This window comes from Streptomyces pactum (genome assembly GCF_002005225.1).
In the GTDB taxonomy this organism is placed as follows: Bacteria; Actinomycetota; Actinomycetes; order Streptomycetales; family Streptomycetaceae; genus Streptomyces; species Streptomyces pactum_A.
Window position 1 is genome coordinate 8,209,186 of sequence record NZ_CP019724.1, and the last position, 22,888, is coordinate 8,232,073.

Below are 22,888 nucleotides of genomic sequence, written 5' to 3' on the forward strand. Positions count from 1 at the left end.
GGCCACCGACAGGTCCGAGGCGCGAACCGCCGCGAACTCACCGGGGGCGCAGTACCTCTGAGGGGAATGTCGTGATCAAGCGGTGAGGGCCTAATCCTGTTGCGTCACTGGGTGGACGCGTTGGTGCTCGCGGCGTGCGTGGAAGCCCAGTACATCTCGATGTCGGCAGTCTGCGCCAAGAGAGCGTGGCCTGCCGTCGCAGATGCCCTGCATCACCGCAGGACCGGCATGGATCTCGGACAGGTGGACAGCGTCGTCGTCCAGCCATCGGCGCAGCAGAGGACGGGTGTTGGATCTCAATCATGGTTCCGTCCTGCCGACGCGGCGGCGCGAGCATGAATTGCGGTCCCGCACGGCTCGTCACTCGGGACTCGGGACAATCGGCCCGACTCCCATCGAATACGCCGGCGCAGATACCTGTCGGCCGACCAGCTCCGCCGACGGGTCCGTACCGGCCACGACGATGCCCCTGCGACTCCAAGGCCACCTGCGGCTTCGACGCCGGAGAGGGAAGCAACGGCCGCAAGAGACACATCGCGGTCGCCACCTCGGGCTCCCGGTGACGACCACGGTGACACCCTCGGACATCATCAGCCCTGACGCCACCCGCGAAATGCTCTGGCAGATGCGGATCACGCAGCCCCAGATCGCCGGGGCCCGGGCCGACGACTCCGCCGACACCGGCTGCTCACCTGCTCCGCCGACGACTCCCCTCCACCTCGACGGAAGCCGTACGCAGCCCTTGGCTCAGGGCCCGTCCGGCTTCTTGCCGACAGGCCGGAACAGCGGGGAATGAACCCGGCCGGCTCTCGAGCGTCTCCCGGCGGGCCATGCTTCGGAATGCGCCCCCCGCCTCACTGCCGCGGCCGACCGTGCGCACGAGACCGTGGCCCACCTGATCCGCGTCACCGGCCGTCGACCGGCATTCTCCTCGCACACGGCGTGCCCCAGAGTCGTCAGGGCACTGTCCCTGCTCCCGGAGGAACTGCGCGTCAGCCGCAGCCGGCCGTCGCCTGCTGCAGCACACCAGTCGCCTCGACGCGAACTCGACCGCGCTGGTGCGAGCCGCGGACCCGCTCGTCCCGGACCCCGGCCGCACCACCATGGTCCCGCCCGAGAGCGTCGACATCCCGTCGCCGCACGCGCCGGCCCCGGCTGTCGCGGTGTGCTGCGTCGACCTCAAGGACCAGTGCAAAGACGCCCGAGCCGTCTGACATCCGCCAGAACGCGTCACGGAGTGACCGCGCACCCTTGCGTTTCACTGATGTGCAGGCATCAAAGCCGCCGGCGTGAAAGGCGGGGACAGCCACCGCACACGACACGGCCAGCAAGCGGGCATACGGATCCGGCTGCCGCCTCGCGAACGCGGCGACGTGGCCACGTGCTCGTCCACAAGGCATCCGGGAACGGAACTCGAAACGGGGAGCCGCCTCGTCTTTCACCTGGCCTACAAGAGGAAGATCCCCGAGTTCGGAGCCGTACGCACCGGTGCAGTCACGTGACGGATACTGCGCCCGCCGGAGCCGCTCGTACGGTTGGGTGAACCTTACGAACTCCAAGGAAATCACATGGAACAGATTACGCTCGGCAACGTCTCTATCACCCGCGTTTGGGAATACTACGGGTCCGTCGAAATGGAGCCCCACGCCTTCTTCCCGGAAAGCTCGCAGGAAGTCTGGAAAGACGGCGCCCACTGGCTGGCCCCGCATTTCCTGGACTCCGAGACTCACACCGTGAATTCCGCGATCCAGACCTGGCTGCTGCGCAGCGGAGGCAAGACCATCCTCGTCGACACCGGTGTGGGCAACCACAAGGAGCGCCCGTACGCGCCGGTCTGGAGCCACCTGGAGACGGACTTCCTGGCCAACCTCGCCCGGGCAGGTGTCCAGCCCGAGGACGTGGACATCGTGATCAACACGCATCTGCACATCGATCACGTCGGCTGGAACACGTACCTTGACGGGCGGAGTTGGGTTCCCACCTTTCCCAACGCCACCTATCTGATGCCGAAGGACGACTTCGACTTCTGGAACCCGGCAAACGGCCACCAGCCGCTGCCCGGCCGCGGCAACCAGAACGTCTTCGAGGACAGCGTGGCCCCGGTGCACCAGGCCGGCCAGACGCTGCTGTGGCGGAACAGCCACGAGATCGACGCCGACCTGCGCCTGGACGCGGCTCCCGGACATACCCCCGGCTCCTCCGTGCTGACCCTCACCTCCGGGACGGACCGCGCGGTGTTCGTTGGTGACCTGCTGCACAACCCGGTGCAGATCGTCGAGCCGGACGCCAACAGCTGCTTCTGCGAGGACCCTGCGGGCGCCCGCGCCACCCGCCGCAAGGTGCTGGGCTGGGCGGCCGACAACAACGCGCTCCTGATCCCCGCGCACCTGGGTGGTCACGGTGCCGCCGAAATCGCGCGTAACGGCAACACGTTCGACATCAAGGGCTGGGCGCCCTTCGCCCCGTACTCCGAGCAGGGCTGACGCCCCCGGAAAGGCATAGTTGTGAGTCACGGACTTGAGCCCGTCGTCACCACCGCACAGGGAGCCGTCCGCGGCCTCCGTCAGGACGACGGCACCGCCACCTTCTTGAACATCCCCTACGCCGCTCCTCCGATGGGCGCCGGCCGGTTCGCCCCGCCGCAGCCGCACGAGCTCTGGGACGGCGTACGGGACGCCACCGTGCCCGGCCCCAATGCCCCGCAGTCCGAGCGGAAGCTCGGCAGCATCGACATGGCCCCCTACTTCGGCGCCGGCTGGAGCCGTGGCGAGGACTACCTCACCGTCAACGTCTTCCAGCCCACCGCCGCGGACAGCGGTCTGCCCGTGATGGTGTTCGTCCACGGCGGCGGGTTCGTCGCCGGGTCGACGCGGTCCGCGCTGTACGACGGTTCCGCCTTCGCCCGCGACGGCGTCGTCCTGGTCACACTCAACTACCGGCTGGGCATCGCCGGGTTCCTCGACATCCCCGGGGCGCCCGCCAACCGCGGCCTGCTCGATGTCGTCGCTGCGCTGCGCTGGGTGCGGAAGAACATCGCCGCCTTCGGCGGTGACCCGGACAACGTCACCCTCTTCGGCCAGTCGGCCGGGGCGACCGTCGTCGGCGGCATCCTCGCCACCCTTGAGGTCGCGGGCCTGTTCCGCCGGGCGATCGTGCAGAGCGGCAGTGGTTTGGGGGCATTCTCCTCCGAGCAGGCCGCCCGCGTGACCAAGGCCGCAGCCGAGGAACTCGGCATCGAGCCGCACACCGACGCCTTCGCGGACATCTCCGACGAACGCCTGGTGGAGGCCGCCTCCCGGCTCGTGGGCATCGACCTGCGGACCGAAACGCACCACGACCCGCTGATCGGCCTCAGCCCCTTCAGCCTGGTGCTCGACACGCAGCCCGCCGTATCCGTCGCCGCCGGCCTGAGCGCCGATGTCGACCTGCTCGTCGGCACCAACACCGAAGAGGGAAACCTCTACCTGGTCCCCGTGGACAAGCACGCCACGTCGACCGCCGGGGACGTCGACGACACGGCGGCGCGCTCGCACCCGAAGCCCGCGCAGCTCGTGGAGACGTACCGCAGCACCCGCCCCGAGGCGTCCTTCGGTGAGCTGCGGTCGGCCATCATGGGCGACGCGCTGTTCGGCGCGGGCAGCTGGGCCCTGGCCGGCGCACATGCCGCCCACCCCCGGTCCGCCACGTTCAGCTACGAGTTCGCCTGGCGCTCCCGCGCCCTGGACGGAGACCTCGGCGCCACCCACGCGATGGAGCTCCCCTTCGTCTTCGACATCGCGGAGCTCCCGCAACTGTCGGGTGAGGGCGCCCTGCTCGGCCCCGACAAGCCCCCCGCGGACCTCGCCGCCCGCACCCACGAGGCCTGGATCCGTTTCGCCAGGACCGGCAACCCCGGTTGGGACCAGTACGACACCACACGCCGGACCACGATGCACATCGACGCCGAGTGGACCCAGGTCGACGACCCCCGCAGCCGGGAACGACAGGCCTGGAACTGACTCCACGCACAGACCGCTCTGCGCGCCCTTCCGCCAAGGACACACCATGACAGGAACCGTCATCAGCACCGAGAACGCACCCACCCTGCCCGCCCCGCTGTCCCAGGGCATCCGCAAGGGCCCGATCCTTCAGGTCTCCGGGCAGCTACCGTTCGACCCGGCCACCGGCGATGTCGTCGGTACCACGGTCGCCGAGCAGACCGCCCAGACCCTGCGCAACGTCACCGCCGTCCTCCAGGCCGCCGGCGCCGGCCTGGAGGACGTCGTGATGCTCCGCGTCTACCTCACCACCCCCGCCCACCTGCCCGAGCTGAACGATGCGTACGCGGCGGCCGTCGGCGAACCCTTCCCCGCCCGCACCACCGTCTACATGCAGCTTCCTCCCGGACTCCTCGTGGAGATCGACGCCCTGGCAGTCCTGGACGACTGACTCGGCTACAGGGCAAGGCCGGTCTGGCGCGACCCCCGGGACCGCGCCAGACCGGCGTCCGTCCCTGAGAGCGGAAAGGGGGCACGATGAATGATCGCCTGTCGAGGGCGTGCCTCAACCTGAGGGTTGCACCGGCGGACCTGCTGGAGGCCTTGTGCTTCCTGGCGGGACGCCCGTCACCGCCCGCCGGTTCTCATCCGGTACGGCGCCTCTACCGGCACGTGCTCCACGCGGCGGCCTCACTGCCGCTGGGCGCGCTGCAACCGGGCGACGTGAGCGCGGCCACCGAGGTGCGCGCCGGCCTGTTGAACGCCGACGTCCCGCCCCCGTCGGACGCGGCCGCCCGCTGCATCCAGCACACGGTCGACGACCTGGGGCCCGCCGACCTGTGGTCGCTGGCCCGCGGCACCGCCATGACCCGCGACGACCTCGCGTGGGGCGCCGCCGCGACTCTGGCGCGGGAACGCCTCGAACAGCCGGACTCTCTGGACGACATCGCCGCACAGACCATCGTGGACGAAATCGCCGAACGGACCCCATGCCGGTGGGGCCGTCACCACAGCGACGCGGTTCGTGCCGCGCTGTACCGGAGTCTGGCCGACCTCGCCGATGTCCTCCTGGAAGTGTCGGAGGCCTCCCCGACGCCCCTGGCCTGGAGGACCGACGACGACGTGAGGCGCGCCTCAACCGTGATCGGCGGAGTGGCCCACGACGTAGTGGTCCACAACGCGGAGAACCCCCCCTCCTCCGCACAGCCCGTCTGGCACCACCCCTCTCCCCCTGCCGCACACACCGCCTGGCAGTGGCGTATCACGAACGGACCGACCGGCCGCGCTTACCACGGTTGCGGGCCCTTCCATTCCGCGCTCGCGGCACGGCACGCCGCCGAGTGCGCGATCACGGCACTCGCCGCCGGGAGATGCAGCCTATGAGGGGCGTCGGCAGGTGAATCCGTGCCGACGCCCCCACGGCACACCGTGGCTTCCCACAGTTCGTTCCGCGCTTGGAGTACGACAGCGGCCGAGTCATGAGCAGATGCCGGGATGACCAGGGCTGCGGGAAATGATCTAGCCCAGTCCCCGGTATCCGACGTCTCAATAAGTCGTTGGCCAGGGTGGCGGCATGCCCCGCTGGATGCGGCTCCCGCTACAGATCCACACCGTTCGGACAGACCCTGAGCGCCGCAAGCATCATCCACAGACGCACCCGACCCCACCGTCCGCAAACGAACGGCAAGGTGGAGTGCCTGAATCGAACCCTGCTCGACGAACGGGCGTACGCGCGCCCGTGCTCCGGCAACGCTGAACGCACCGAAGTCCTGGCGGATTTCCTGCACACCTGCAACTACCACCGGTGCCACACCGCGCTCGATGGCAGCCAGCCACCCATCAGCCGCTTCAACGAACTTGCGGGTCAATACACCTGGTTCTCCTCGCCGCCTTGTAGACGCGTCCGGCGCGGCCGCCGGTCACTCAGCCAGCGTGGCCGCCCACTGGGTGAAGATCTTGACGTACCGCGCCGGGTCGAGCTGGTGCATCACATGCAACGCGTCCGGCACCGACTCGTAGTCGACCTTCACCCCAGCCGACTCCATCAACCGCCTGGCCTGCGCGGCCTGCTCGTCGGAGAGTGCCCCGAGCCGGTCGCCGGTCTCCGGGTCGATGCCGCGCGTGTGGTGAGTGAGGAGTACCGGCGTCTTGACCTGGCTCAGCATGCGCTCGTGCGGGCAGTTCAGGCCGACGGTTCCCTCCCAGAAGGCTCGTGCCCACTCCGGGTCGTACTCCTTCAAGTGCTGCGGGATCTCGTCGGCCACGAAGTGCCGCGCCATCGGCGACGACGCGGCGCCGGCCGCGCGACGGTAGCCCTCCCAGTCGCCCACGCTCCACTGATCGCCGAGGTACGTGCGGAAGAGTTCGAACAGGGGGCCCGCTCCCTGGCGGACCGAGTGGCCGTACGTGGGGACGAGTTCGGACGCGAAGAACGGGGCGTCCTCGCACAGCACACCCCGGATCTGCCCGGGCATGGCGTACGCCGACAGCCAGGCCGCGAGGACGCCGCCGGAGGAATTGCCCGCGACGACGACGGGTCGTTGCACCACCAGGGCGATGAACCGGACCAGGTCGTTGCCGAAGTTGTCGAGGCTGTACCGCTTCGGCGTCCAGCTGCTGCGCCCCTGGCCCCGCAGGTCGACGGCGTAGACGTGGAAGTCCTCCGCGAGGAGGCCCATGGTCTCCTCGTACCCCCACCAGGAGCCCGCCTGCTCGGGGACCAGCACCACGGCGGGCTTGTCCGGATCACCGGCCTCGGCGTAGTTCATGGTTATCTCACCGAGGTCGGCCTGCTGTTCGGGATAGGCGTGCGGGACGTAGACGTCGCGCAGCGCGGGGTCGGCCATCATTGATGTCTCCTTGGTCTTTTGAGCGCGAATTGACCAGTACCGGCGTCCACAGGTCGCCGGGTGGGCGAGTCACGGAGCTAGTATTCGGACCGTGGCCGCCGACGCGCACGGACGATTCCGATGAGTGGAACGCCAGTACAGACCCCTCGCTCGGGACGGCCGCTCCGCGGAGAACCGATCCTGGAGCGGGCCTTCAGGGTCCTGGGCGCCTTCGCGGAGGCCGGGGAGGGCCTGCCCCTGCACACGCTCGCGGCGCGGGCGGGTCTTCCGAAGAGCACCACGTCCCGGATCGCGGCCCAGCTGACGGATGCGGGCGCCCTCGAACGCCTCGAAAACGGCGATTTCGTCGTCGGCCTGCAACTCCTCGAGATCGCCTCGCTGGCGCCCCGCGGCCACGGACTGCGCGCCGCGGCGCTGCCGTTCATGGAGGAGCTGCACCGGGTCACCGGCCAGCACATCCTCCTCGCCGTGCGCGACGGCGACGAGGCCGTTCTCGTCGAGCGCCTGTCCGCACGGGACTCGGCAGAGGTCAAGTACCGGGTCGGCGGTCGCCTCCCCCTCACCGGGACCGGCATCGGCATCGCCCTGCTGGCACACGCCCCCGAGCGGGTGCGGCAGGAGGCGCTGGCCGACGCGAACGACGCGGCGCTCCTGCGCCGGCTCATGGCCGCCGTCCGCACGGAGGGCGTCTGCGCCATGACGGTGCCCAACCCCCTGCGTTCCGGGCCCGCCACCATGTCAACCGTCGCCGCCCCGATCCTGGACCGTCGCGGTGACGTGCTGGGCGCGCTGTCCCTGGTCGCCCCCGACGAGGGCGGGACCCGGGCCGCCGCTCGGACGGCGCTGCGGACGGCGGGCCTGGCGATCTCCCGGGCCGTGGGGCGGTGAACCGCGACTTGGCCGAGCGGCGGACCGGCGCCCACGGCGCCGGGTCCCTAACTCACACGCCTGACAACGACCCGCGAAGCCGTCAGCGGCTCAGGACTCGACGAACTTGTCCGCCAGGCCCTGTTCCAGGTAGTCGTCCGGCAGGTCCTGGACGACCAGCTCGGCTTCGGTGCGTTTGGTGTGCAGCCGCCAGTAGGCGTCGGCCATCGTCTGAGGCTGGGAGTCGTGGCCCCCCTGGCCGATGAAGGCGGCGATCGCCACGTGCGCGGCGTAGACGCCGGTACCGGAAAGTGCCGCATGCAGGTTGAGGATCCAGTTGCGCATTCCACCGGTGGCGATCTGGACGTTCGCCACGTGCGGGGCGATCACCGGGCCCGACCCCGCGCCACTGCTGACCAGGACCGTCCCCGTGCCGCGCTCCAGCATGCCGGGCAGGACGTGCTGCACCGCCGCGACACCGCCGAGCAGGTAGAGATCCAACTGAGCCAGAACCGAGTCGACGGTGACCTTCGTGGCCTCGACGAGCGGCGCGCGGCGCAGGTCTGCCGGGGAGGGCGCGGGCGAGTACTCGAGTACGTCGATCGGCCCCAGCCGCTCCTCGGCGGCGCTCAGCGCCGCGTGCAGAGCGGGACGATCGGTGACGTCGGCGGGGAACACCCCGACCCGGACGCCCGTGTCGGACAGATCGTCGGCCACCGCCCGGAGCGTCTTACGGTTCCGGGCGATCAGCGCCACGTCGAATCCCTCGGCGGCGAACCGCCGACCGATCGCGCGCCCCAGCTGCGGACCTGCGCCGACGATCGCAATCGTGCTCAATTCGCCACCCCGTCACCCTTGTTCCGACATTCCGATGCACGCCGAAACAATAGTAGACAGGGCGTGGTCCGCGTCGCGGCCATCGGCCTGCTACCACACCCGCCCAGAGCGCCGAACGCTCAGACCCGGTGGCGTTTTCCGGTGCACGGGTCGACCCACTGCCCCAGGACCCCGTAGTCGATCTGAGCCTCCTCGCCCGGCTCGATCTCGTCGCACAGGTCGGTGTAGGCGCGACGCGCCGGCAGCGTCAACTACACACACGTGCTCGACGAGCACGCCGCAGTGCTCGTCGCGGCCGCCCAAGCCAAGGGCGCCGTCATGGAACCGACCCGCGAGGCGGAGGACGCCCGGCTCGCGGCCATGGCGGAGGACGCCCCCGACCACGAGTGGTCCCACGCCGAGTGCACCCCGGCTACTACAACGGTGAAGGGCGCGGCCGGCGAATGCCTCGATCGCCTACCCTCACGGTGCCGTCGCCTTTCAGGACCTCCTGAAGCACTGGCGCCTGCAGTCCATGGACGAGGTCCTCCAGGCCGCGGCCGCTTCAAAGCCATAGGGCGCCTTCGAGATGAGGTCACCGTGCCCGTCGCCTCAGTGCGGGGTGGACGGTGGCGTGACCCCGATGGGCGACCGGGCCGGCTGACCTGCCATGAAGTCACCAGGGTCCGGGCGCCGGTCCCGGGCCCTCGTTCTGTCAGGCGACCGTCCCGCCCGCATTGCGGATCAGCCGCTGGAGTACCTTCACCGTGGTGACGTAGTCGGCGTCGTCGATGCCCTCGTGGAGGGCGGCGCGGATCGCGGGAGAGTTCCGGGCCAGGTCGACACGGGCCTGTTCCCCCTCTTCGGTGAGCCACAACCGGCCTTCGGCGTCCCGGGTCAGCCAGCCTCGCTCCACCAGTCCCTCGGCCTCCGCCGCCAGGTCATCCTCGGGTCGGATGTAGGACGCCATGGCTTCTCGCAGTTCGGGCACGCTCATCCCCTCGCCGTCGGGCGAGATGTCGTTCACCGACAGGTTGCGCAGCAGCCAGAACTGGGGCTGGGTGTAGCCCTTTTCGGCCTGCCTGGTCCGGGTGTACGCGATGAGCGCCTCGTAGGCGACACCGGTCCAGTACGCGGCGGGCTGCCCGGCCAGTTCGGCGTCGGGAATTCGCTGAGTCGCCATGGGGTGTCCTCTCCCGGACTTCGGTGCGGGGCTCGGCGCCCTGCACGTCGTGCGGAGACCGTATGACCTCAAGTGCGCTTGAGGACAAGCGGGTGATCCCCCGTGGCCCGGTCCGCTGGGCTCAGGCCGCCTGGAAGGAACGTCGGGACAGGCCGAGACCGTAACCGTCGAGGGTCGTCAGCACCGGTCCGGTGGGGTCGGTGGCCGCGCCGAGAGTGACGAACAGGGGAGTGAAGTGCTCCACGGTCGGATGGGCGTAGGGCATGCCCGGGGCGGCGGAGCGGAAGCGGGCGAGTTCGCTGACGTCACCGCGGGCCAGCGCGTCGGCGGCCCACGCGTCGAAGTCGGCGGACCAGCCGGGCGCCTTGTTCTCCCGGACCATCTCCTGGGTGATGAACGGCAGGCCGTGGGTCATGTGGCCCGAGCCGATCACCAGCACGCCCTGCTCCCGCAGGGGCCGCAGTCGCGCGCCGATGGCCAGCAGCCGGTCGGGGTCCTCGGTGGGCAGGCTCAGTTGCAGGACCGGGATGTCCGCGTTCGGGTACATGATCTTCAGGGGCACCCAGGCGCCGTGGTCCAGTCCGCGGCGGGCGTGCTGATGCACCCGCTCGGTGCCCGGCATGAGCCCCGTCACCTGCCGGGCCAGCTCGCCGGCGTCAGGGGTGTCGTAGCGGAAGGTGTGGTACAGCGCGTCGAAGCCGCCGAAGTCGTAGACGAGTTCGTCCGGCCGGGCGGCGCTCAACGACAACGGCGCGGACTCCCAGTGTGCGGAGACGATCAGAATGGCCTTCGGCTTGGGCAGGGAGCGGGCCCAGTCGTGCAGTGGGGTCAGCCACTCGGAGCTCTCGAAGGGCATGGGGCCGCCGCCGTGCGAGAGGTAGAGGCTGGGCAGGGCGCCGTCCTGGGGTGACCAGAGGCGGTGCGGTTCGGCGGCTTCGAGCGCGGTGGCGTGCCGCAGATGCGCGGCGAAGGGGTGCGACGCCGGAATGCGGGCGTCGGCGGTGGCGGTCGTGGTGGAACCTGAGCTGGTCATGCGGACTCCTCGGTCGGGACTGCGGGCGACTGGTCAGGCACTCACTGGCCGGGTGGACCGGCGGCCGGTGAGCAGGTGGTCGAGGCTGAGACGCCCGGCACCGATGGCGGTGGATCCGTCGGGCAGCCGCGCCGTGTGAGTCTTCGGACGGCCGGTCGCCAGGTGACGACGGAGAGCCCGCCGGTCCAGCCGACCTTCTCGTCGGCCGGGTGGGTGAGCTGGAGGAAGCCGAACGTCTCCGGCTCCCGGGCCCGGCCCAGCGAACCGGCTTCGACGGAGCCCAGACCGGGCACGGTGACGACGCCGGCCGGCCATACCGGTGATGGCCGACCCCGTGGTGCCGGCGCCGATGGTGCTCACGTGTGCCACGACGGTGCTCCTGTCCGATAATGGTTGTAGCGACAACTGACCGGTGTCGGATTCAGCAAACTTGTCGCTACAACCATTCCGGATGGAGATGTGACCGTGGACACACCTGGGCTCGACCGTCGCGAGCTACGCGCCTGGATACGTCTTCGCGCGGTGCTGGAGCTGCTGCCGGGCGTGCTCGACGCACAGCTCCGCAATGACGCCCACCTGACGGAGTTCGAGTACTACACCCTGGCGATGCTCTCCGAGGCGCCCGACCGCACGTTGCGCATGACGGCCCTGGCCCAGCAGACCAACGCCACCCTGCCTCGGCTCTCGCACGTGGTGGCGCGACTGGAGAAGCGCGGCCTGGTGGAACGCTTTCCCTGCCCGGAGGACCGCCGGGCGACCAATGCCCGACTCACCGATGCCGGGTGGGCCGAAGTGCGGCATGCGGCGCCCGGCCATGTCGCCACCGTCCGCCGCCACGTCATCGACGCGCTCACCGACGAGCAGGTCGACCAGCTCACGGTCATCGGTGACGCCATCCTGGCCGCACTGGACGCGTCGGGAAGGATGGCCGCCGTCTATACCCGCTACGACGAAGCGCCCGATACCGAGCCGGGTGTCTAGGCGGTCAGTGGCGGCCGTGCGGCCAGCAGCAGGGCCGCCGCGCTCAGTTGAAGGGACAGTCGAATGACGTCTCTACTGCCCGGCGGCGCAGTCGGTGCCGTCCCCGCCCGGGCCCGCGGTCCCCTGTCCCAGGCCCCGGCGGATCGCGATCTCCACGGGTGAGTACGCGCCGTCGGCCCGCTCCAGTTCGTACGGCACAGCCGGCATCAGCGGCGGCTGGGCCATGAAGCGCGGTCGCGCCCCGTGGTGCGGTTGCGCCGAGTGCACCAGGAACGGATGGCACAGGAAGACGTCGCCCGGGGAACCGGTGGCGAGGGCGAGTGGACGGTGGTCGGACGCCGCCACCAGATCGAGGGCGAGGGCCAGCCCGCTCGCCCCGTCCTCTCCGTACTTCGCCAGTACCTTCGGCACGTCGAGGTGTGAGCCGACCCGGATCCGGGTCGGGGCGTCCTCCTCACCGACCTCGCTGAACAGGAACAGCATCAACAGCGCCCGGCCCCGGGAGCGCAGATTCGTGAAGTACCAGCTCTCGCCCTCCGGAAGGTAACTCCCCTCGACGTGCCATCCGGCGTCGTCCGGCTCCTCCTCGTGCGGAAAGCGAAGCGGGAACGTGCCCAGCGAGTAGCGCGGCTCCCAGCGGCCCGCACCGACGAGCAGGTCGTACGCACGGTGCAGGGCGGGGGAGTTGGGTGCGGCGGCGAACGGCCCCTGGGCCATCCCGGCCACCCAGTGCACGGGCCGCGTCCACGTCGCCACATCGTCCGGGGCGCAGTCCGTCTCCCGCCACAGCAGCCGCGCACAGTCCGCGGCCACCCGCGGCGCGACGGCGCCCTCCAACTTCACGAAGCCGTCATGGAGGAAGCGGGATACCAAGGTCGTGTCATCCATGTCCCCATCGTGCGGCGCTGTCCCTCCCGATCACCCGACGTTCTCCGCACCGCCATTGTCGTGCGCCAGCCGAGGCCCTTCTCGGACTGCGGGAGGGGGCGCCCCGAGGCATGGCATCGGTCCCGAAGAACTGCCTCAGGCTGTCGACCGCCCCTCATCCTGCCGGGTGCGGAGCACCGGCCCGGCGGACGGGATGGCCGTCGGGGCCGTCCGTGAGCCAGGAGCCGTCGCCCAGGGGCACCAGGTCGTACGGGTTGGTCACCTCGACGGCGATCTCACCACTGAGCGTGCCCGTGCGCACGTCGACCAGGTGGTGGCGGAACCACTCCTCCTCGTCATGGCCCTCACCGCCCAGGGTGACGACGGCCGTGTCCGGGGTCAGGTAACCGCCGCTCCATTCCACGAAGGTCTCCTCGGGGTCGTACCCGAAGGCCTCGACGGGCAGGGTGAAGAGCATGTTCCCGCTGGGGTGGTCGTGGAAGCCGACGTCCGCCTGTCCGTGGTCGACGGTCATGAACTGCCGCCCGTCCGGCGCCAGGTCGATCAGGCAGCGGTCCCACCACGGGTAGGTCATGAATTCCGGCTCGCGGTCGGCCCGGAGTCTGCCCCTGAGAATGACGGATCCGTCCTGGCCCTCACCGATGTCGAGGTAGAAACCGCCGTCGACGGGGTGCACGTGGTGGCCGGCGCCGTGCCCGGCCGTCTCCAGCTCCCGGCGGGCAAGGACCGCCCCGCTGTCGGCATCGTGCACGACCCACTGATCTGCGCCCCCGCGCCCCGCCATCGCGTCCGGCCGGTAGACCCACACGGTCCGGTCGTCCAGGGAAAGCGCACAGCCAGGACGGTGGCCATGGAGCCGGTCGGAGTGCGGCTCGAAGGCCGACGCCCAGACCACGTCACCGGCGCGGGTGAGGCAGACCACGCCGCCGAGGGTCGTGTACACGACTCGCTCAAGATCAGTCCGGACCGCCGACTCCGCGACCTCGTCGCCGGGCCGCGGCCGGAACACCGCTGCGGGCTCCAGCGTGCCGAGGGCGCCGGAGTCCACCACGTACGCGTAGATCGCCCCGTCACGGTGGCGCGTGATCACCTTCGAAGGCCGCACAGGAACCATGCGCCGAGGCTAACGCCCAGCTCAGGCCGGCCGACAGCCGGGCTCGATCTGCCCGATCCACCAGACGACCGCTCCTTGTGGGACTGTGCCGCGCCTTCAGCCGAAGCCGTGAGCGGCGCGGCGCTCGGCACAGCGCGGAGCCGTCACGCGGACGGGTTCAGCTCAGCAGCGGATTCCCCCGGAGGTTCGCGTCCCCGCACGGCCAGGGGCTCTCGGCCAGGGGACCCAACGGGGTGCGGAAGACCAAGACTTCGCTGTCCAAGGACACGGCGACACTGCCCTCGCTCAGCAGCAGTGCACGGCCTATGACCGCTCGGCTGTCGTCCATCGCGAACAGTTCGTGTTCGGCCAGGTCCGCGTCCACGGCGAGCAGCTTGCCGTCTCGCCAGAACACGGTGGTCCCCTCGCGGTCCATCGCGGGGTAGGACGTGTGGTAGCCCGTCAGCGTCGGCCCGTCCACCAGGGTGTCGCCCGGAGCGAGGCGCCGGAACCGTGACGTCGAAGGCAGACCGTTCTCGAGCTCCGGACCGCTCACGACGCCGTCGCCGTCGACGAGCATCGCCCCGTGGCTGGCCCACCGCGCGGTCTCGGCGCCGTCTCGACCGAAGCGGCCTGTCGTGAACGCACCGTAGCCCTGGGAGCCGATCAGGAACTCGCCCGGGCCCGCTATCGCCTTCCGACCCGAGGGAGCGGGAGAGGTGGCCGAGATGATTTCGCCGCTGTCCAGGTCGAGGAAGAACGTCCTGCCGATCCCACCCCGTGTGTCGGTGAAGCTGGCCGCGACCCGATCACCCGACACCAGCAGCGGTTCCCAGGCGTCGACGCCAACCTCCTCCGGGAGCCAAGGACCACGCGGCCGACTCTCCCAACCCGTATGGCGCCCCGTCTCCACCACACCCGCGTACGACACCGCCCCGAGCACGATCGGCGTGGACCAGAGGCACTCCCCCTCGCCCGTATAGCGGGCCACGCGGGGCTCCGGCGGAGCAGCTTTCGGGCTTCGCCCTGCTCGAACCAGTCGGGAAACCCTGGCCCAGGCGATGACGAACCCGTCTTCGAGCAGGACGAAGGAGCCGATCTCCTCTTCGGGACCGCACTTCGGGCGGGCGGTAGGACCGGTGGATCCGTCGGGCAGGATCCCCTCCAAGAGCCGTCCGTCGCGATCCGGGTAGGCGAGCCACAGCGTCCCGTCCGCGGACAGGCGGCTCCGCGGCCTGCCCGCCCCTGGATACGTCCGGCGCCACTCCGCCGTGCCCGAAAGACCGGTCATCGTCACGACCGTCTCCAGTGGATTCGTACCGTAACTGGTCACATGCAGCGGCCCGGACGGATCGGACGTGGCCACGGCCCAGACCTGGCCCGGCACGGTGAAACGTGATGCGAGGGTCATGCGTCCGCATCCTGCCGCACGCGCAGCCGTGTCCACGGCGAAGTGATCAGACGAAACACCACACCCCTTCGGGCCGCCTACGGCGCTCATCCCGGCGCACTGGCCGCCCGGCGACGCTTGATCACGGGGTTACATCGTGACCTGCCACGAGCGGTCCGCCTCAGCGCGAGCCACTTCGGCGTCGTACTGGGCGGTGTCGAAGTGGAATTCCGGCGGCGGGGGCGCGGGGGTGTGCGGGACTTCCCACGGCACCTCCCAGTCCGACCACTGCACGACATCGCCGAACCGCCGCACGACGACGGTCAGGAAACCGCAGCAACCGCCGGTGCACTCCGGTTCGCCCAGTTCCAGGCGGCGCGCCTCGTCAGTCGCCCGCAGGAGGCTGGGCCGGCCGACAGGCAGTACATCGGCAGCGAACGGCCCACGGCCCCCTTCATGGACCGCCCCTTCGACCACGTCCTCGCCGTTGACCCAGAACCGCAACTGAGCGGCGAAGCGGGGGCCCGGCGGCACCACCCTGATCTCCAGACGATCGAACATCAGACCACTCTATGGGGTGCGCCTGTGGAAGTCGGCGCGCTCGCCCGGCCCTGGAACGGGTGGAACGCGGTGCCGACGCCGCGATCGGTCCGGTTTTCCGGTAGCCCTTTGGACCGGGACACCGGACCGCTCTGTACCTACGGTGGAGCCGTTCCTGCCAGAGACCGCATGTCATGGACGTGTGCGGAAGATTGAGGTGACACCGATGCTCCGACGTCGTGTCGGGGGGCCGTCAGGCCCCGTTGTCAGCACCCTGTGCCTGGGCGCCCTGCCCTTCGGCACCACCGTGGACGAGAAGACGTCCTTCGCCATTCTCGACCGGTTCGTCGAGGCCGGAGGCAATCTCGTCGACACCGCCGACAATTACGCGTTCTGGGCCCCCGGCGGGACCGGGGACGAGAGCGAGAGCACCATCGGCCGCTGGCTGGCGAGCCGTCGCCGGTACGACGAGGTGGCGATCTCCACCAAGGTGGGAGCCCGGCCCACCATCCCCGGCAGCGGCCTGGAGACGGCCGAGGGACTGTCGGCACCGGTGATACGCAAGGCCGCGGAAGCCAGCCTGCGACGCCTGGGCACGGACCACATCGACGTGTACTGGACGCACATCGAGGACCGGTCCGTTCCCCTGGAAGAGTCGCTCGGCGCTCTCGAGGACCTGGTCGGCGGCGGCAAAGCGAGGGTACTCGGCTGCTCCAACCACGCCACCTGGCGGACCGAGCGGGCCCGCGCGACGGCCCGGGCCAACGGCTGGACGGGGTACACCTGTGTCCAGCAGCGCTACTCCTACCTCCAGCCGCGCTTCGACGTCGGGCTGCCGGAGAGCGGACACGTCCATGTGACCGCCGAACTCCTCGACTACGTACGCAGTGAGCCGGACCTGACGCTGATGGCCTACTCTTCACTGCTCTCGGGCGCGTACACACGTCCGGACAAGTCCCTGCCGACCGCCTACGACCACCCCGGCACCAGGCAACGCCTGACCGCTCTGCGGGAGGTGGCCGCCGAGCTCGGTGCAACGGCCAACCAGGTGGTGCTGGCCTGGCTGCTCGGGGGTGACCCGCCGGTGATCCCGATCGTGGGGGTGAGCTCCGTCGAGCAGTTGAACGAGGTGCTGGGCGCCGTCGAGCTGGAGCTGCCCGGCGAGCTCAGGGCGCGGCTCGACCTCGCCGCACAGGGCTGAGGGCCGCACGTCGCCCGTCAGCCCGCCCGCTCCCCGGTCCTCCCGTCGTCGATGCCAGACCGGTCGCGGAGCCGGGCCGCGTCGATGGCCCGTGCCAGGCGCCGCACGGCGCCGGGCACGGCCTGATCGGCCAGATTGCCGTACCCGAGGACCAGCTTCGAGCCGGCGGCGTCCGCGGCCCGCACCATGCGGTAGTCGTCGAGATCCGCCAGCCGCACCTCCCGCCGTGCCGCCTCCTCGACGACGGCGGGAGCCGAGCAGTCCGTCAGAGACAGCAGCAGATGGAAACCGGCTGCCGCGCCGGACACCGGAAACCCGGGCAGCGACGTCGCGAGTTCGTCCAGGAGGTGGTCGCGTCGCCGTTTGTAGCGCAGCCGTGACGCCCGCAGATAACGGTCGTAGGCCCCGCGGGCCAGGAACCGGGCGAACGCCTCCTGGTCGATGACGGGCGGAGGCATGCCCCCGACGTGTTCCGCGCCCAGGGCGTCCGCCCAGCGCGGCGGGGCCACCGCCCAACCGATCCGCAAGGCCGGCGAGAGCGTCTTGCTGACCGACCCCATCAGCACGACGTGCTCCGGAGCCATGCCCTGGAGGGCGCCCACGGGGTGGCGGTCGTAGCGGAACTCGGCGTCGTAGTCGTCCTCCAGCACCAGGCCGTCGACCTCCCGGGCCCAGGCAACCAGATCGGCGCGGCGGGCCGGGGCGAGGACCACACCGGTCGGGAACTGGTGAGCCGGAGCGACGATCACCGACCGGACCTGCGACGCACGCCGCAGCAGGTCCACCCGCAGGCCGTCGCCGTCCACGGGAACCGGGACGGGCACCAGACCCGCCGCCCTGACCGCGGAGCCCAGCCGCGACCAGCCAGGGTCCTCCACAGCCATATGCGTGTGACCATCAGCCCGCAGGGCGCGGCACAGCCTGAGCACCGCGTCCAGCGTGCCGGCGCAGACGACGAGCTGCCGGGCGTCCAGTGAGGCGCCGCGCCCCCGCACGAGGTACGCCGCGAGCCGTTGCCGGAGCCGGGCGTGACCGGCCGCGTCGGGGTATCCCAGCTCGCCCCATGTCAGTGCGCCGGTGGCCTCCCGCACCGCGTCGGCCCACCGTCTGCGGGGAAACGCCCGCAGGTCGGGCACGCCGGGCAGCATGTCGAACGCCGGCTCCCACCGCGTTACGGCGTCGGTCCCGCTCGTCGCCGGAGCGGGGGCGGCCTGTGCCCGGACCCTGGTGGCCGAGCCGCTGCGCGCCTCCAGGTACCCCTCGGCCACGAGCTGCGCGTACGCCTCCGTCACGACCCAGCGTGAGCAGCCCAGCTCCGCCGCGAGTGTCCTGCTCGGCGGCAGGGCGCTGCCGGAGGCGATACGCCCGCCGGTCACCGCCGCCCGAAGCGCACGGGTCAGTCGCACGTGCATCGGGCCCTCCGCCGACCCGCCCAGCTCGAGGAAGGTCCCCCAGGCCGAGTCCGTGCGATCGTCTGCCACGGCAGCCGATGCTACCCACTGCTCCGCGATGTTCGAGCCGCGCCCTTCACCGACCCCGTACCGACCGCGCCTCGGGTTCCGTGCCGGCCCGCGGCGTCAGGCGGTGACACGGCGACTGCCACGTCAGCCCGCCCCGAGTCCTCGTCGCGACCGCGCCCGGCCGCGCCACCTGTGCGCCGGCGACCATCGCACTATCATGGCCACCACAACGCCTGTCGTGCACTGAACAACGCCGGTCGTGCGCTGAACACGGTTGCTGGACAAACCAGTTGGATGGGGCCTCATGACCACAGCACTGATCATCGGGGACATCCAGCGGGGCATCACCGGCAGCTACCCGTTCGCCAGGCAGGTCGTGCCGCCGCTCACCGAACTGATTCCCCGGGCCCGCGAGGCCGGCGCCCTCATCGCGTTCGTGCACTTCGCCCTGCGGGGCAACGGTGCCGATCTGCCGCCGGGCAACGCACTGTTCAGGGCGTTCTACGAGGCGGGGGACACCTTCCACGAAGGATCGGCCGGCACCGGCATCGCTCTGCCGGTCACCGACGAGGACGTCGTCGTCGTGAAACGCCGTGCCAGCGCATTCGCCGGCACGGATCTCGACCTTGTGCTCCGCGCAGGCGGCGTCACCACTGTGGCGATCGCCGGCGTCGCGACCAGCGCGATGGTGGCTGCGACGTGCTACGACGCGGCAGATCGCGACTACCGGGTGACCGTTCTGCGTGACGGTTGCGCCGATGGCGACGTGGCCATGCACGACTTCTTCATGGACGCGGTGTTTCCCAGCCGGGGCTTCGAGGTCGTGGCCTGCGCCGATTGGCATGGAGAGCACGCTGAGCCGTGACGCGGGCCGGACGTTGGGCCACGGGGCGGCTAAGAACCCTGGCGCGGGGAGACCGGGCGTGGTGGAGTGGAGGTGACAGCGGCCGCCCCTGCCGTACGTCAGGATCGGGCCGGTGATGGGCCGTGCCGTCAGGTCCTGGAAGGACGCGGAGCACCATGGGTGACGAGACGTACCAATCGCCGGACATGACGTCCCTGCTGCTGGGGACCGACTCCCTGGAACAGTTCCTCCAGGTTCTGGTGGAAAGTGCCCTGGCCATGGCATCCACCGCCCACGGCGTGGGGATCACCCTGGAGCGGCAGCACCGGCCGCTGACCGTCGTCAGCGCGGGGACGGGAGCTCCTGACCTGGACGAGGCGCAGTACGGGCAGGACGACGGTCCCTGCCTGGAGGCTTTGCGCACCGGTCACGAGATCGCCGTGAAGGACATGCTGGGGGAGGAGCGATGGGGTCCCTACCCGGCCTACGCCGCGGCGTGCGGTACGCGCTCCTCCGTCTCGTTTCCGGTCGCCGCCCGGACTCACACGGCGGGCGCCCTCAACCTGTATTTCGCGAAGGTGGCCGGCTTCGCCGACACCGACCTGTTCGACCTGCGGACCCTGGCCGCACAGGCCACGGGGGCGATCGCCCTGGCCCAACGCATCGCCGACGCCGAGGAGTACGCGGCCGACCTCCAGAAAGCGATGGAGTCCCGCAGCGTCATCGACCAGGCCATCGGCGTGATCATGGCTCAACAGCGGTGCTCGGCTGAGGAGGCCTTCACCCTGCTGCGCAAAGCGTCCCAGCGTCGCAACATCAAGTTGCGCCACCTGTGCGCGGAACTCGTCGCCAACATCGGTCGAAAACCGCCCTCGGACGGCAGGACGCTGCGTCCCCGGCCCTGAAGCAGGACACCAGCGCGGCGCACTGGTCGTCGTCGTGGGTCGCGGGATCGCGCTGCCGCTCACGGGGACCGCCTGGGCCTGGTGATCGTCGGCCTCGTCATCAACGGCGGCGTCGGCCTCGCCTGCGGTGCGATGCCCGCCCTGGTCACGAGCCCGTCCCGGTCTCCGAGACGGCCGCCGCCAACGGCTTCGACACCCTGACGCGCTCGCTCGGCACGACCATCGGGTCGGCGGCGATCGGCGTCGTCCCGGCGCAGATGACCACCACCATGGGCGGCCACACCCTCGCCTCCGAGGACGGCTTTTGCATGGTGGCGGCCTTCAGCGCGGTCGGCGCCAGGCACCGTCAGTGCACGATATCCTGAATTCACGATGCGATGTACTGTCGGAGGATGCTGACACTCGCTGCCGACATCGAGGTGCTGGCGCGGTTCGGCCGCGCCCTCGCCGATCCCATCCGCTGCCGCGTCCTGCTCGCCCTGCGCAAGGCCCCGACCTACCCGGCCGACCTCGCCGAGGCCCTGGGCATCTCCCGCACCCGGCTGTCGAACCACCTGGCCTGCCTGCGCGACTGCGGCCTGGTCGTCACCGTCCCCGACGGCCGCCGCACCCGTTACGAGCTCGCCGACGAACGCCTCGGCCACGCGTTGGACGACCTGTTGGCGGCCGTGGTCGCCGTCGAAGCGGACAAGACCTGCCCAGACGCGGACGAGAAGGGCTGCTGCTGAATGACCGCGACAGCCACCGGCCGCGGTTCGGCCCGCCGAGACATGCTCACCCGGCGCATACGCCTGCTCGTCGCCGCGACCATCACCTACAACGTCATCGAAGCCGTTGTCGCGATCACCGCCGGCACTCTGGCCTCGTCCACCGCCCTGATCGGCTTCGGACTCGACTCCGTCATCGAAGTCTCCTCCGCCGCAGCCGTCGCCTGGCAGTTCTCCGCCCGCGACCACGCCGCACGCGCAGCCCGAGAACAGCGCACCCTGCGGATCATCGCCGTCTCCTTCTTCGCCCTCGCCCTCTACGTCGCCATCGACTCCGTCCGCACACTGACCGGCACCAGCGAAGCCGAGCACTCGATCCCCGGCATAATCCTCGCGGCCCTCTCGCTGGCGATCATGCCGTTCCTGTCGGCAGCCCAACGCAAGGCCGGCCGCGAACTCGGCTCCGCCTCCGCCGTCGCCGACTCCAAACAGACCCTGCTGTGTACCTACCTCTCCGCCGTACTCCTGGCCGGCCTGCTGGCCAACCTGCTGCTCGGCTGGACCTGGGCCGACCCGATCGCCGCCCTCGTCATCGCCGGCATCGCAGCCAAGGAAGGCCGCGACGCCTGGCAGGGCAAGGGCTGCTGCGCGCCCAACACGCACACCGCCACCGCGAGTCCGGAGGACACCTGCGGCTGCGAAAAGGGCTGTAGCTGTTGCTGACGACCCTGCCGACGCCCTTCATCACCCTGCGGCGCCGGCTTCCTGATCCACGCTCATCGTGACGTGGTCCGGTCTGCCGACGCTCGGGGGAGCGGGGCTCGGGGCCGACGGCCGCTCGTGACCGGCCTTCGCCTACGGTGTGCGTGTCCGACGGAAGGAACTCGACACAGGGGGCACTATTGAACGTCGGTCTGCAGCGCGGTGCGATCGCGTCCGTGCAAGTGCTCGGTCTCGCCGTGTGGTTCTCCATGTCGGCCGTGGTCCCGAGCCTGCGCAACGCGTGGGGGCTCACTGACGGCGGAGCCGTGTGGCTGACCGCCTCCGTGCAGTTCGGTTTCGTCGCCGGGGCACTTACCTCGACCGCCCTGAACCTGGCCGACCGGGTCCCCTCCCCGCGCCTGCTGTCCGTCAGCGCCGCGGCAGCGGCCACCTGCACCGTGGTGCTGGCCGTTTTCGTCGACCAGTTCTCCCTCGCCGTCCCGCTGCGCTTTCTGACCGGTGTGTTCCTGGCCGGGGTCTACCCCGTGGGCATGAAGCTCATGGCCTCCTGGGCAGGGCGCGCCGGACGGGGCCTGACCATGGGCGTCCTCATCGCCGCGCTCACCCTCGGCTCCACCCTCCCCCACCTCATCGCCGGCGTGGGGTCCCTGCCCTGGCGCGGTGTCCTGCTCGCCGCGGCGACGGCCGGGTTCCTGGCCTCCGTCATCTCCTTGCTCTTCGTCCGGCCCGGTCCCCACGCCGCACCGGCCGCTCCCGTCCGCAACCCGCGCTACGCGCTCACGATGTTCACCGAGCGAGGGCCGCGCCTGGCCAACCTCGGCTACTTCGGACACATGTGGGAGCTCTACGCCCTGTGGACCTGGATCCCGACCTTCCTCCTGACCACCGGACGCGCCGAAGAGCTGCCCGTCTCGGTGGAGACCGCGGTGTTCCTCACCATGGGAATCGGCGGAGCGATCGGCTGCCTGCTCGGCGGCTGGGGCGCCGACCGCTTCGGCCGCCCGCCCGCCGCCCTGGCAGCGCTCCTGGTCAGTGGCGTGTGCTGCCTGCTCTCTCCACTCCTGTTCCCTGCCCCGGCCGCACTCCTGCTGGCCTTCTGCACGGTGTGGGGCGCCGCCGTGATCGCGGACTCCGGGGTGTTCTCGACCACCCTCAGCGAAGTCGCCGACCAGCGCTACGTCGGAACCGCCCTCACCGCCCAGACCGCCATCGGATTCGCCCTCACCGTCATCACCATCCAGCTCACCCCCCTGCTGGCCGAAGCCGCAGGCTGGCGGTACGCCTTCCTCCTGCTCGCTCCCGGTCCCCTCGCCGGCGCCGTCGCGATGCGCGCCCTCGGCCGCCGAGCCGGCTCGCTCGCGCCATCGCCACAGGGGAAGTAGGGGCTGCGCCCCTCGTCAGAGATGCGCAGGGCGCAGGTCGAAACGGTAC

General features: G+C 70.6%; 24 protein-coding genes and 2 pseudogenes. 14 read left to right on the forward strand and 12 right to left on the reverse strand.

The window, feature by feature from the left end; genetic code table 11:
• Positions 1 to 1,568 precede the first annotated feature (1,568 nt).
• The 5 genes and pseudogenes from B1H29_RS35620 to B1H29_RS35640 form a co-directional block, all read left to right on the forward strand.
• A complete protein-coding gene (locus tag B1H29_RS35620) occupies positions 1,569 to 2,483 on the forward strand; it encodes an MBL fold metallo-hydrolase (RefSeq protein ID WP_055420061.1) in 915 nt (304 codons plus the stop codon).
• A gap of 21 nt (positions 2,484 to 2,504) precedes the next feature.
• Positions 2,505 to 3,998: a carboxylesterase/lipase family protein gene (locus tag B1H29_RS35625; RefSeq protein ID WP_055420060.1), complete on the forward strand. Its 1,494-nt coding sequence runs from the start codon at positions 2,505 to 2,507 to the stop codon at positions 3,996 to 3,998.
• Positions 3,999 to 4,044: 46 nt separating this feature from the next.
• Positions 4,045 to 4,428, forward strand: coding sequence for a RidA family protein (locus B1H29_RS35630; RefSeq protein ID WP_055420059.1), 384 nt, complete (start codon positions 4,045 to 4,047; stop codon positions 4,426 to 4,428).
• 86 nt (positions 4,429 to 4,514) lie between these two features.
• Positions 4,515 to 5,360, forward strand: a complete 846-nt coding sequence (locus B1H29_RS35635; RefSeq protein ID WP_167392578.1) for a hypothetical protein — start codon at positions 4,515 to 4,517, stop codon at positions 5,358 to 5,360.
• A 206-nt stretch (positions 5,361 to 5,566) separates the two neighbouring features.
• A pseudogene (locus B1H29_RS35640) lies at positions 5,567 to 5,848 on the forward strand (integrase core domain-containing protein); the annotation flags it as partial.
• Between the two features lie 48 nt (positions 5,849 to 5,896).
• On the opposite strand, the gene B1H29_RS35645 reads toward B1H29_RS35640, so the two are convergent.
• A complete protein-coding gene (locus B1H29_RS35645; RefSeq protein ID WP_055420058.1) occupies positions 5,897 to 6,826 on the reverse strand; it encodes an alpha/beta hydrolase in 930 nt (309 codons plus the stop codon).
• Positions 6,827 to 6,946: 120 nt separating this feature from the next.
• On the opposite strand from B1H29_RS35645, the gene B1H29_RS35650 reads away from it, so the two are divergent.
• A complete protein-coding gene (locus B1H29_RS35650) occupies positions 6,947 to 7,714 on the forward strand; it encodes an IclR family transcriptional regulator (protein WP_055420057.1) in 768 nt (255 codons plus the stop codon).
• A gap of 90 nt (positions 7,715 to 7,804) precedes the next feature.
• Here B1H29_RS35650 and B1H29_RS35655 read toward each other — a convergent pair whose 3' ends face one another.
• Together B1H29_RS35655 and B1H29_RS39965 are read right to left on the reverse strand one after the other, a co-directional pair.
• Positions 7,805 to 8,530 (reverse strand): SDR family NAD(P)-dependent oxidoreductase, encoded by a 726-nt coding sequence (locus B1H29_RS35655; protein WP_055420056.1) that lies wholly within the window; start codon positions 8,528 to 8,530, stop codon positions 7,805 to 7,807.
• A gap of 119 nt (positions 8,531 to 8,649) precedes the next feature.
• Positions 8,650 to 8,781, reverse strand: coding sequence for a hypothetical protein (locus B1H29_RS39965; RefSeq protein WP_267891958.1), 132 nt, complete (start codon positions 8,779 to 8,781; stop codon positions 8,650 to 8,652).
• Here B1H29_RS39965 and B1H29_RS39700 point away from each other — a divergent pair.
• Positions 8,762 to 9,086, forward strand: a pseudogene (locus tag B1H29_RS39700) (monooxygenase); the annotation flags it as partial. The gene B1H29_RS39965 and the pseudogene B1H29_RS39700 overlap by 20 nt on opposite strands.
• A 138-nt stretch (positions 9,087 to 9,224) precedes the next feature.
• Here B1H29_RS39700 and B1H29_RS35665 read toward each other — a convergent pair.
• The 3 genes from B1H29_RS35665 to B1H29_RS35675 form a co-directional block, all read right to left on the reverse strand.
• On the reverse strand, positions 9,225 to 9,692 hold the full coding sequence (locus B1H29_RS35665; protein WP_055420055.1) for a MarR family winged helix-turn-helix transcriptional regulator: 468 nt from the start codon (positions 9,690 to 9,692) through the stop codon (positions 9,225 to 9,227).
• A gap of 121 nt (positions 9,693 to 9,813) precedes the next feature.
• Entirely contained in the window at positions 9,814 to 10,725 is a 912-nt protein-coding gene (locus tag B1H29_RS35670) for a dioxygenase family protein (RefSeq protein ID WP_055420054.1), read from the reverse strand.
• A 41-nt stretch (positions 10,726 to 10,766) separates the two neighbouring features.
• Complete coding sequence (locus B1H29_RS35675; RefSeq protein WP_055420053.1) at positions 10,767 to 11,018, reverse strand: hypothetical protein; 252 nt, start codon at positions 11,016 to 11,018, stop codon at positions 10,767 to 10,769.
• 172 nt (positions 11,019 to 11,190) lie between these two features.
• Between B1H29_RS35675 and B1H29_RS35680 the strand changes: the two genes are divergently transcribed.
• A complete protein-coding gene (locus tag B1H29_RS35680; RefSeq protein WP_055420850.1) occupies positions 11,191 to 11,706 on the forward strand; it encodes a MarR family winged helix-turn-helix transcriptional regulator in 516 nt (171 codons plus the stop codon).
• Positions 11,707 to 11,778: 72 nt separating this feature from the next.
• On the opposite strand, the gene B1H29_RS35685 is transcribed toward B1H29_RS35680, so the two are convergent.
• From B1H29_RS35685 to B1H29_RS35700, 4 genes are all read right to left on the reverse strand, one after another.
• Positions 11,779 to 12,594, reverse strand: coding sequence for a phytanoyl-CoA dioxygenase family protein (locus B1H29_RS35685; protein ID WP_055420052.1), 816 nt, complete (start codon positions 12,592 to 12,594; stop codon positions 11,779 to 11,781).
• 154 nt (positions 12,595 to 12,748) lie between these two features.
• Positions 12,749 to 13,708 (reverse strand): hypothetical protein, encoded by a 960-nt coding sequence (locus B1H29_RS35690; protein ID WP_055420051.1) that lies wholly within the window; start codon positions 13,706 to 13,708, stop codon positions 12,749 to 12,751.
• A gap of 157 nt (positions 13,709 to 13,865) precedes the next feature.
• The gene (locus B1H29_RS35695; protein WP_234393108.1) at positions 13,866 to 15,188 is read right to left on the reverse strand and encodes a hypothetical protein; all 1,323 of its coding nucleotides are present in this window, start codon (positions 15,186 to 15,188) and stop codon (positions 13,866 to 13,868) included.
• A 39-nt stretch (positions 15,189 to 15,227) separates the two neighbouring features.
• Positions 15,228 to 15,638: a hypothetical protein gene (locus B1H29_RS35700; protein WP_055420049.1), complete on the reverse strand. Its 411-nt coding sequence runs from the start codon at positions 15,636 to 15,638 to the stop codon at positions 15,228 to 15,230.
• A gap of 205 nt (positions 15,639 to 15,843) precedes the next feature.
• Here B1H29_RS35700 and B1H29_RS35705 point away from each other — a divergent pair, with 205 nt between their 5' ends.
• Positions 15,844 to 16,818, forward strand: coding sequence for an aldo/keto reductase (locus B1H29_RS35705; protein ID WP_055420048.1), 975 nt, complete (start codon positions 15,844 to 15,846; stop codon positions 16,816 to 16,818).
• Positions 16,819 to 16,835: 17 nt separating this feature from the next.
• Here B1H29_RS35705 and B1H29_RS35710 read toward each other — a convergent pair whose 3' ends face one another.
• Entirely contained in the window at positions 16,836 to 18,299 is a 1,464-nt protein-coding gene (locus tag B1H29_RS35710; RefSeq protein ID WP_055420047.1) for a PLP-dependent aminotransferase family protein, read from the reverse strand.
• 283 nt (positions 18,300 to 18,582) lie between these two features.
• Between B1H29_RS35710 and B1H29_RS35715 the strand changes: the two genes are divergently transcribed.
• Both B1H29_RS35715 and B1H29_RS35720 read left to right on the forward strand, forming a co-directional pair.
• Positions 18,583 to 19,143, forward strand: coding sequence for a cysteine hydrolase family protein (locus B1H29_RS35715; protein ID WP_055420046.1), 561 nt, complete (start codon positions 18,583 to 18,585; stop codon positions 19,141 to 19,143).
• Positions 19,144 to 19,298: 155 nt separating this feature from the next.
• Positions 19,299 to 20,027, forward strand: a complete 729-nt coding sequence (locus tag B1H29_RS35720; RefSeq protein WP_055420045.1) for a GAF and ANTAR domain-containing protein — start codon at positions 19,299 to 19,301, stop codon at positions 20,025 to 20,027.
• Between the two features lie 145 nt (positions 20,028 to 20,172).
• On the opposite strand, the gene B1H29_RS40280 is transcribed toward B1H29_RS35720, so the two are convergent.
• Positions 20,173 to 20,337 carry a hypothetical protein gene (locus B1H29_RS40280; protein ID WP_159027878.1) on the reverse strand — a complete coding sequence of 55 codons (165 nt, stop codon included), beginning with the start codon at positions 20,335 to 20,337 and terminating at the stop codon, positions 20,173 to 20,175.
• A gap of 82 nt (positions 20,338 to 20,419) precedes the next feature.
• Between B1H29_RS40280 and B1H29_RS35730 the strand changes: the two genes are divergently transcribed.
• From B1H29_RS35730 to B1H29_RS35740, 3 genes are all read left to right on the forward strand, one after another.
• Positions 20,420 to 20,755, forward strand: a complete 336-nt coding sequence (locus B1H29_RS35730) for an ArsR/SmtB family transcription factor (protein WP_055420044.1) — start codon at positions 20,420 to 20,422, stop codon at positions 20,753 to 20,755.
• On the forward strand, positions 20,756 to 21,457 hold the full coding sequence (locus tag B1H29_RS35735; RefSeq protein ID WP_055420043.1) for a cation transporter: 702 nt from the start codon (positions 20,756 to 20,758) through the stop codon (positions 21,455 to 21,457).
• A 179-nt stretch (positions 21,458 to 21,636) separates the two neighbouring features.
• A complete protein-coding gene (locus B1H29_RS35740) occupies positions 21,637 to 22,839 on the forward strand; it encodes an MFS transporter (RefSeq protein WP_055420042.1) in 1,203 nt (400 codons plus the stop codon).
• Positions 22,840 to 22,888: the final 49 nt, after the last annotated feature.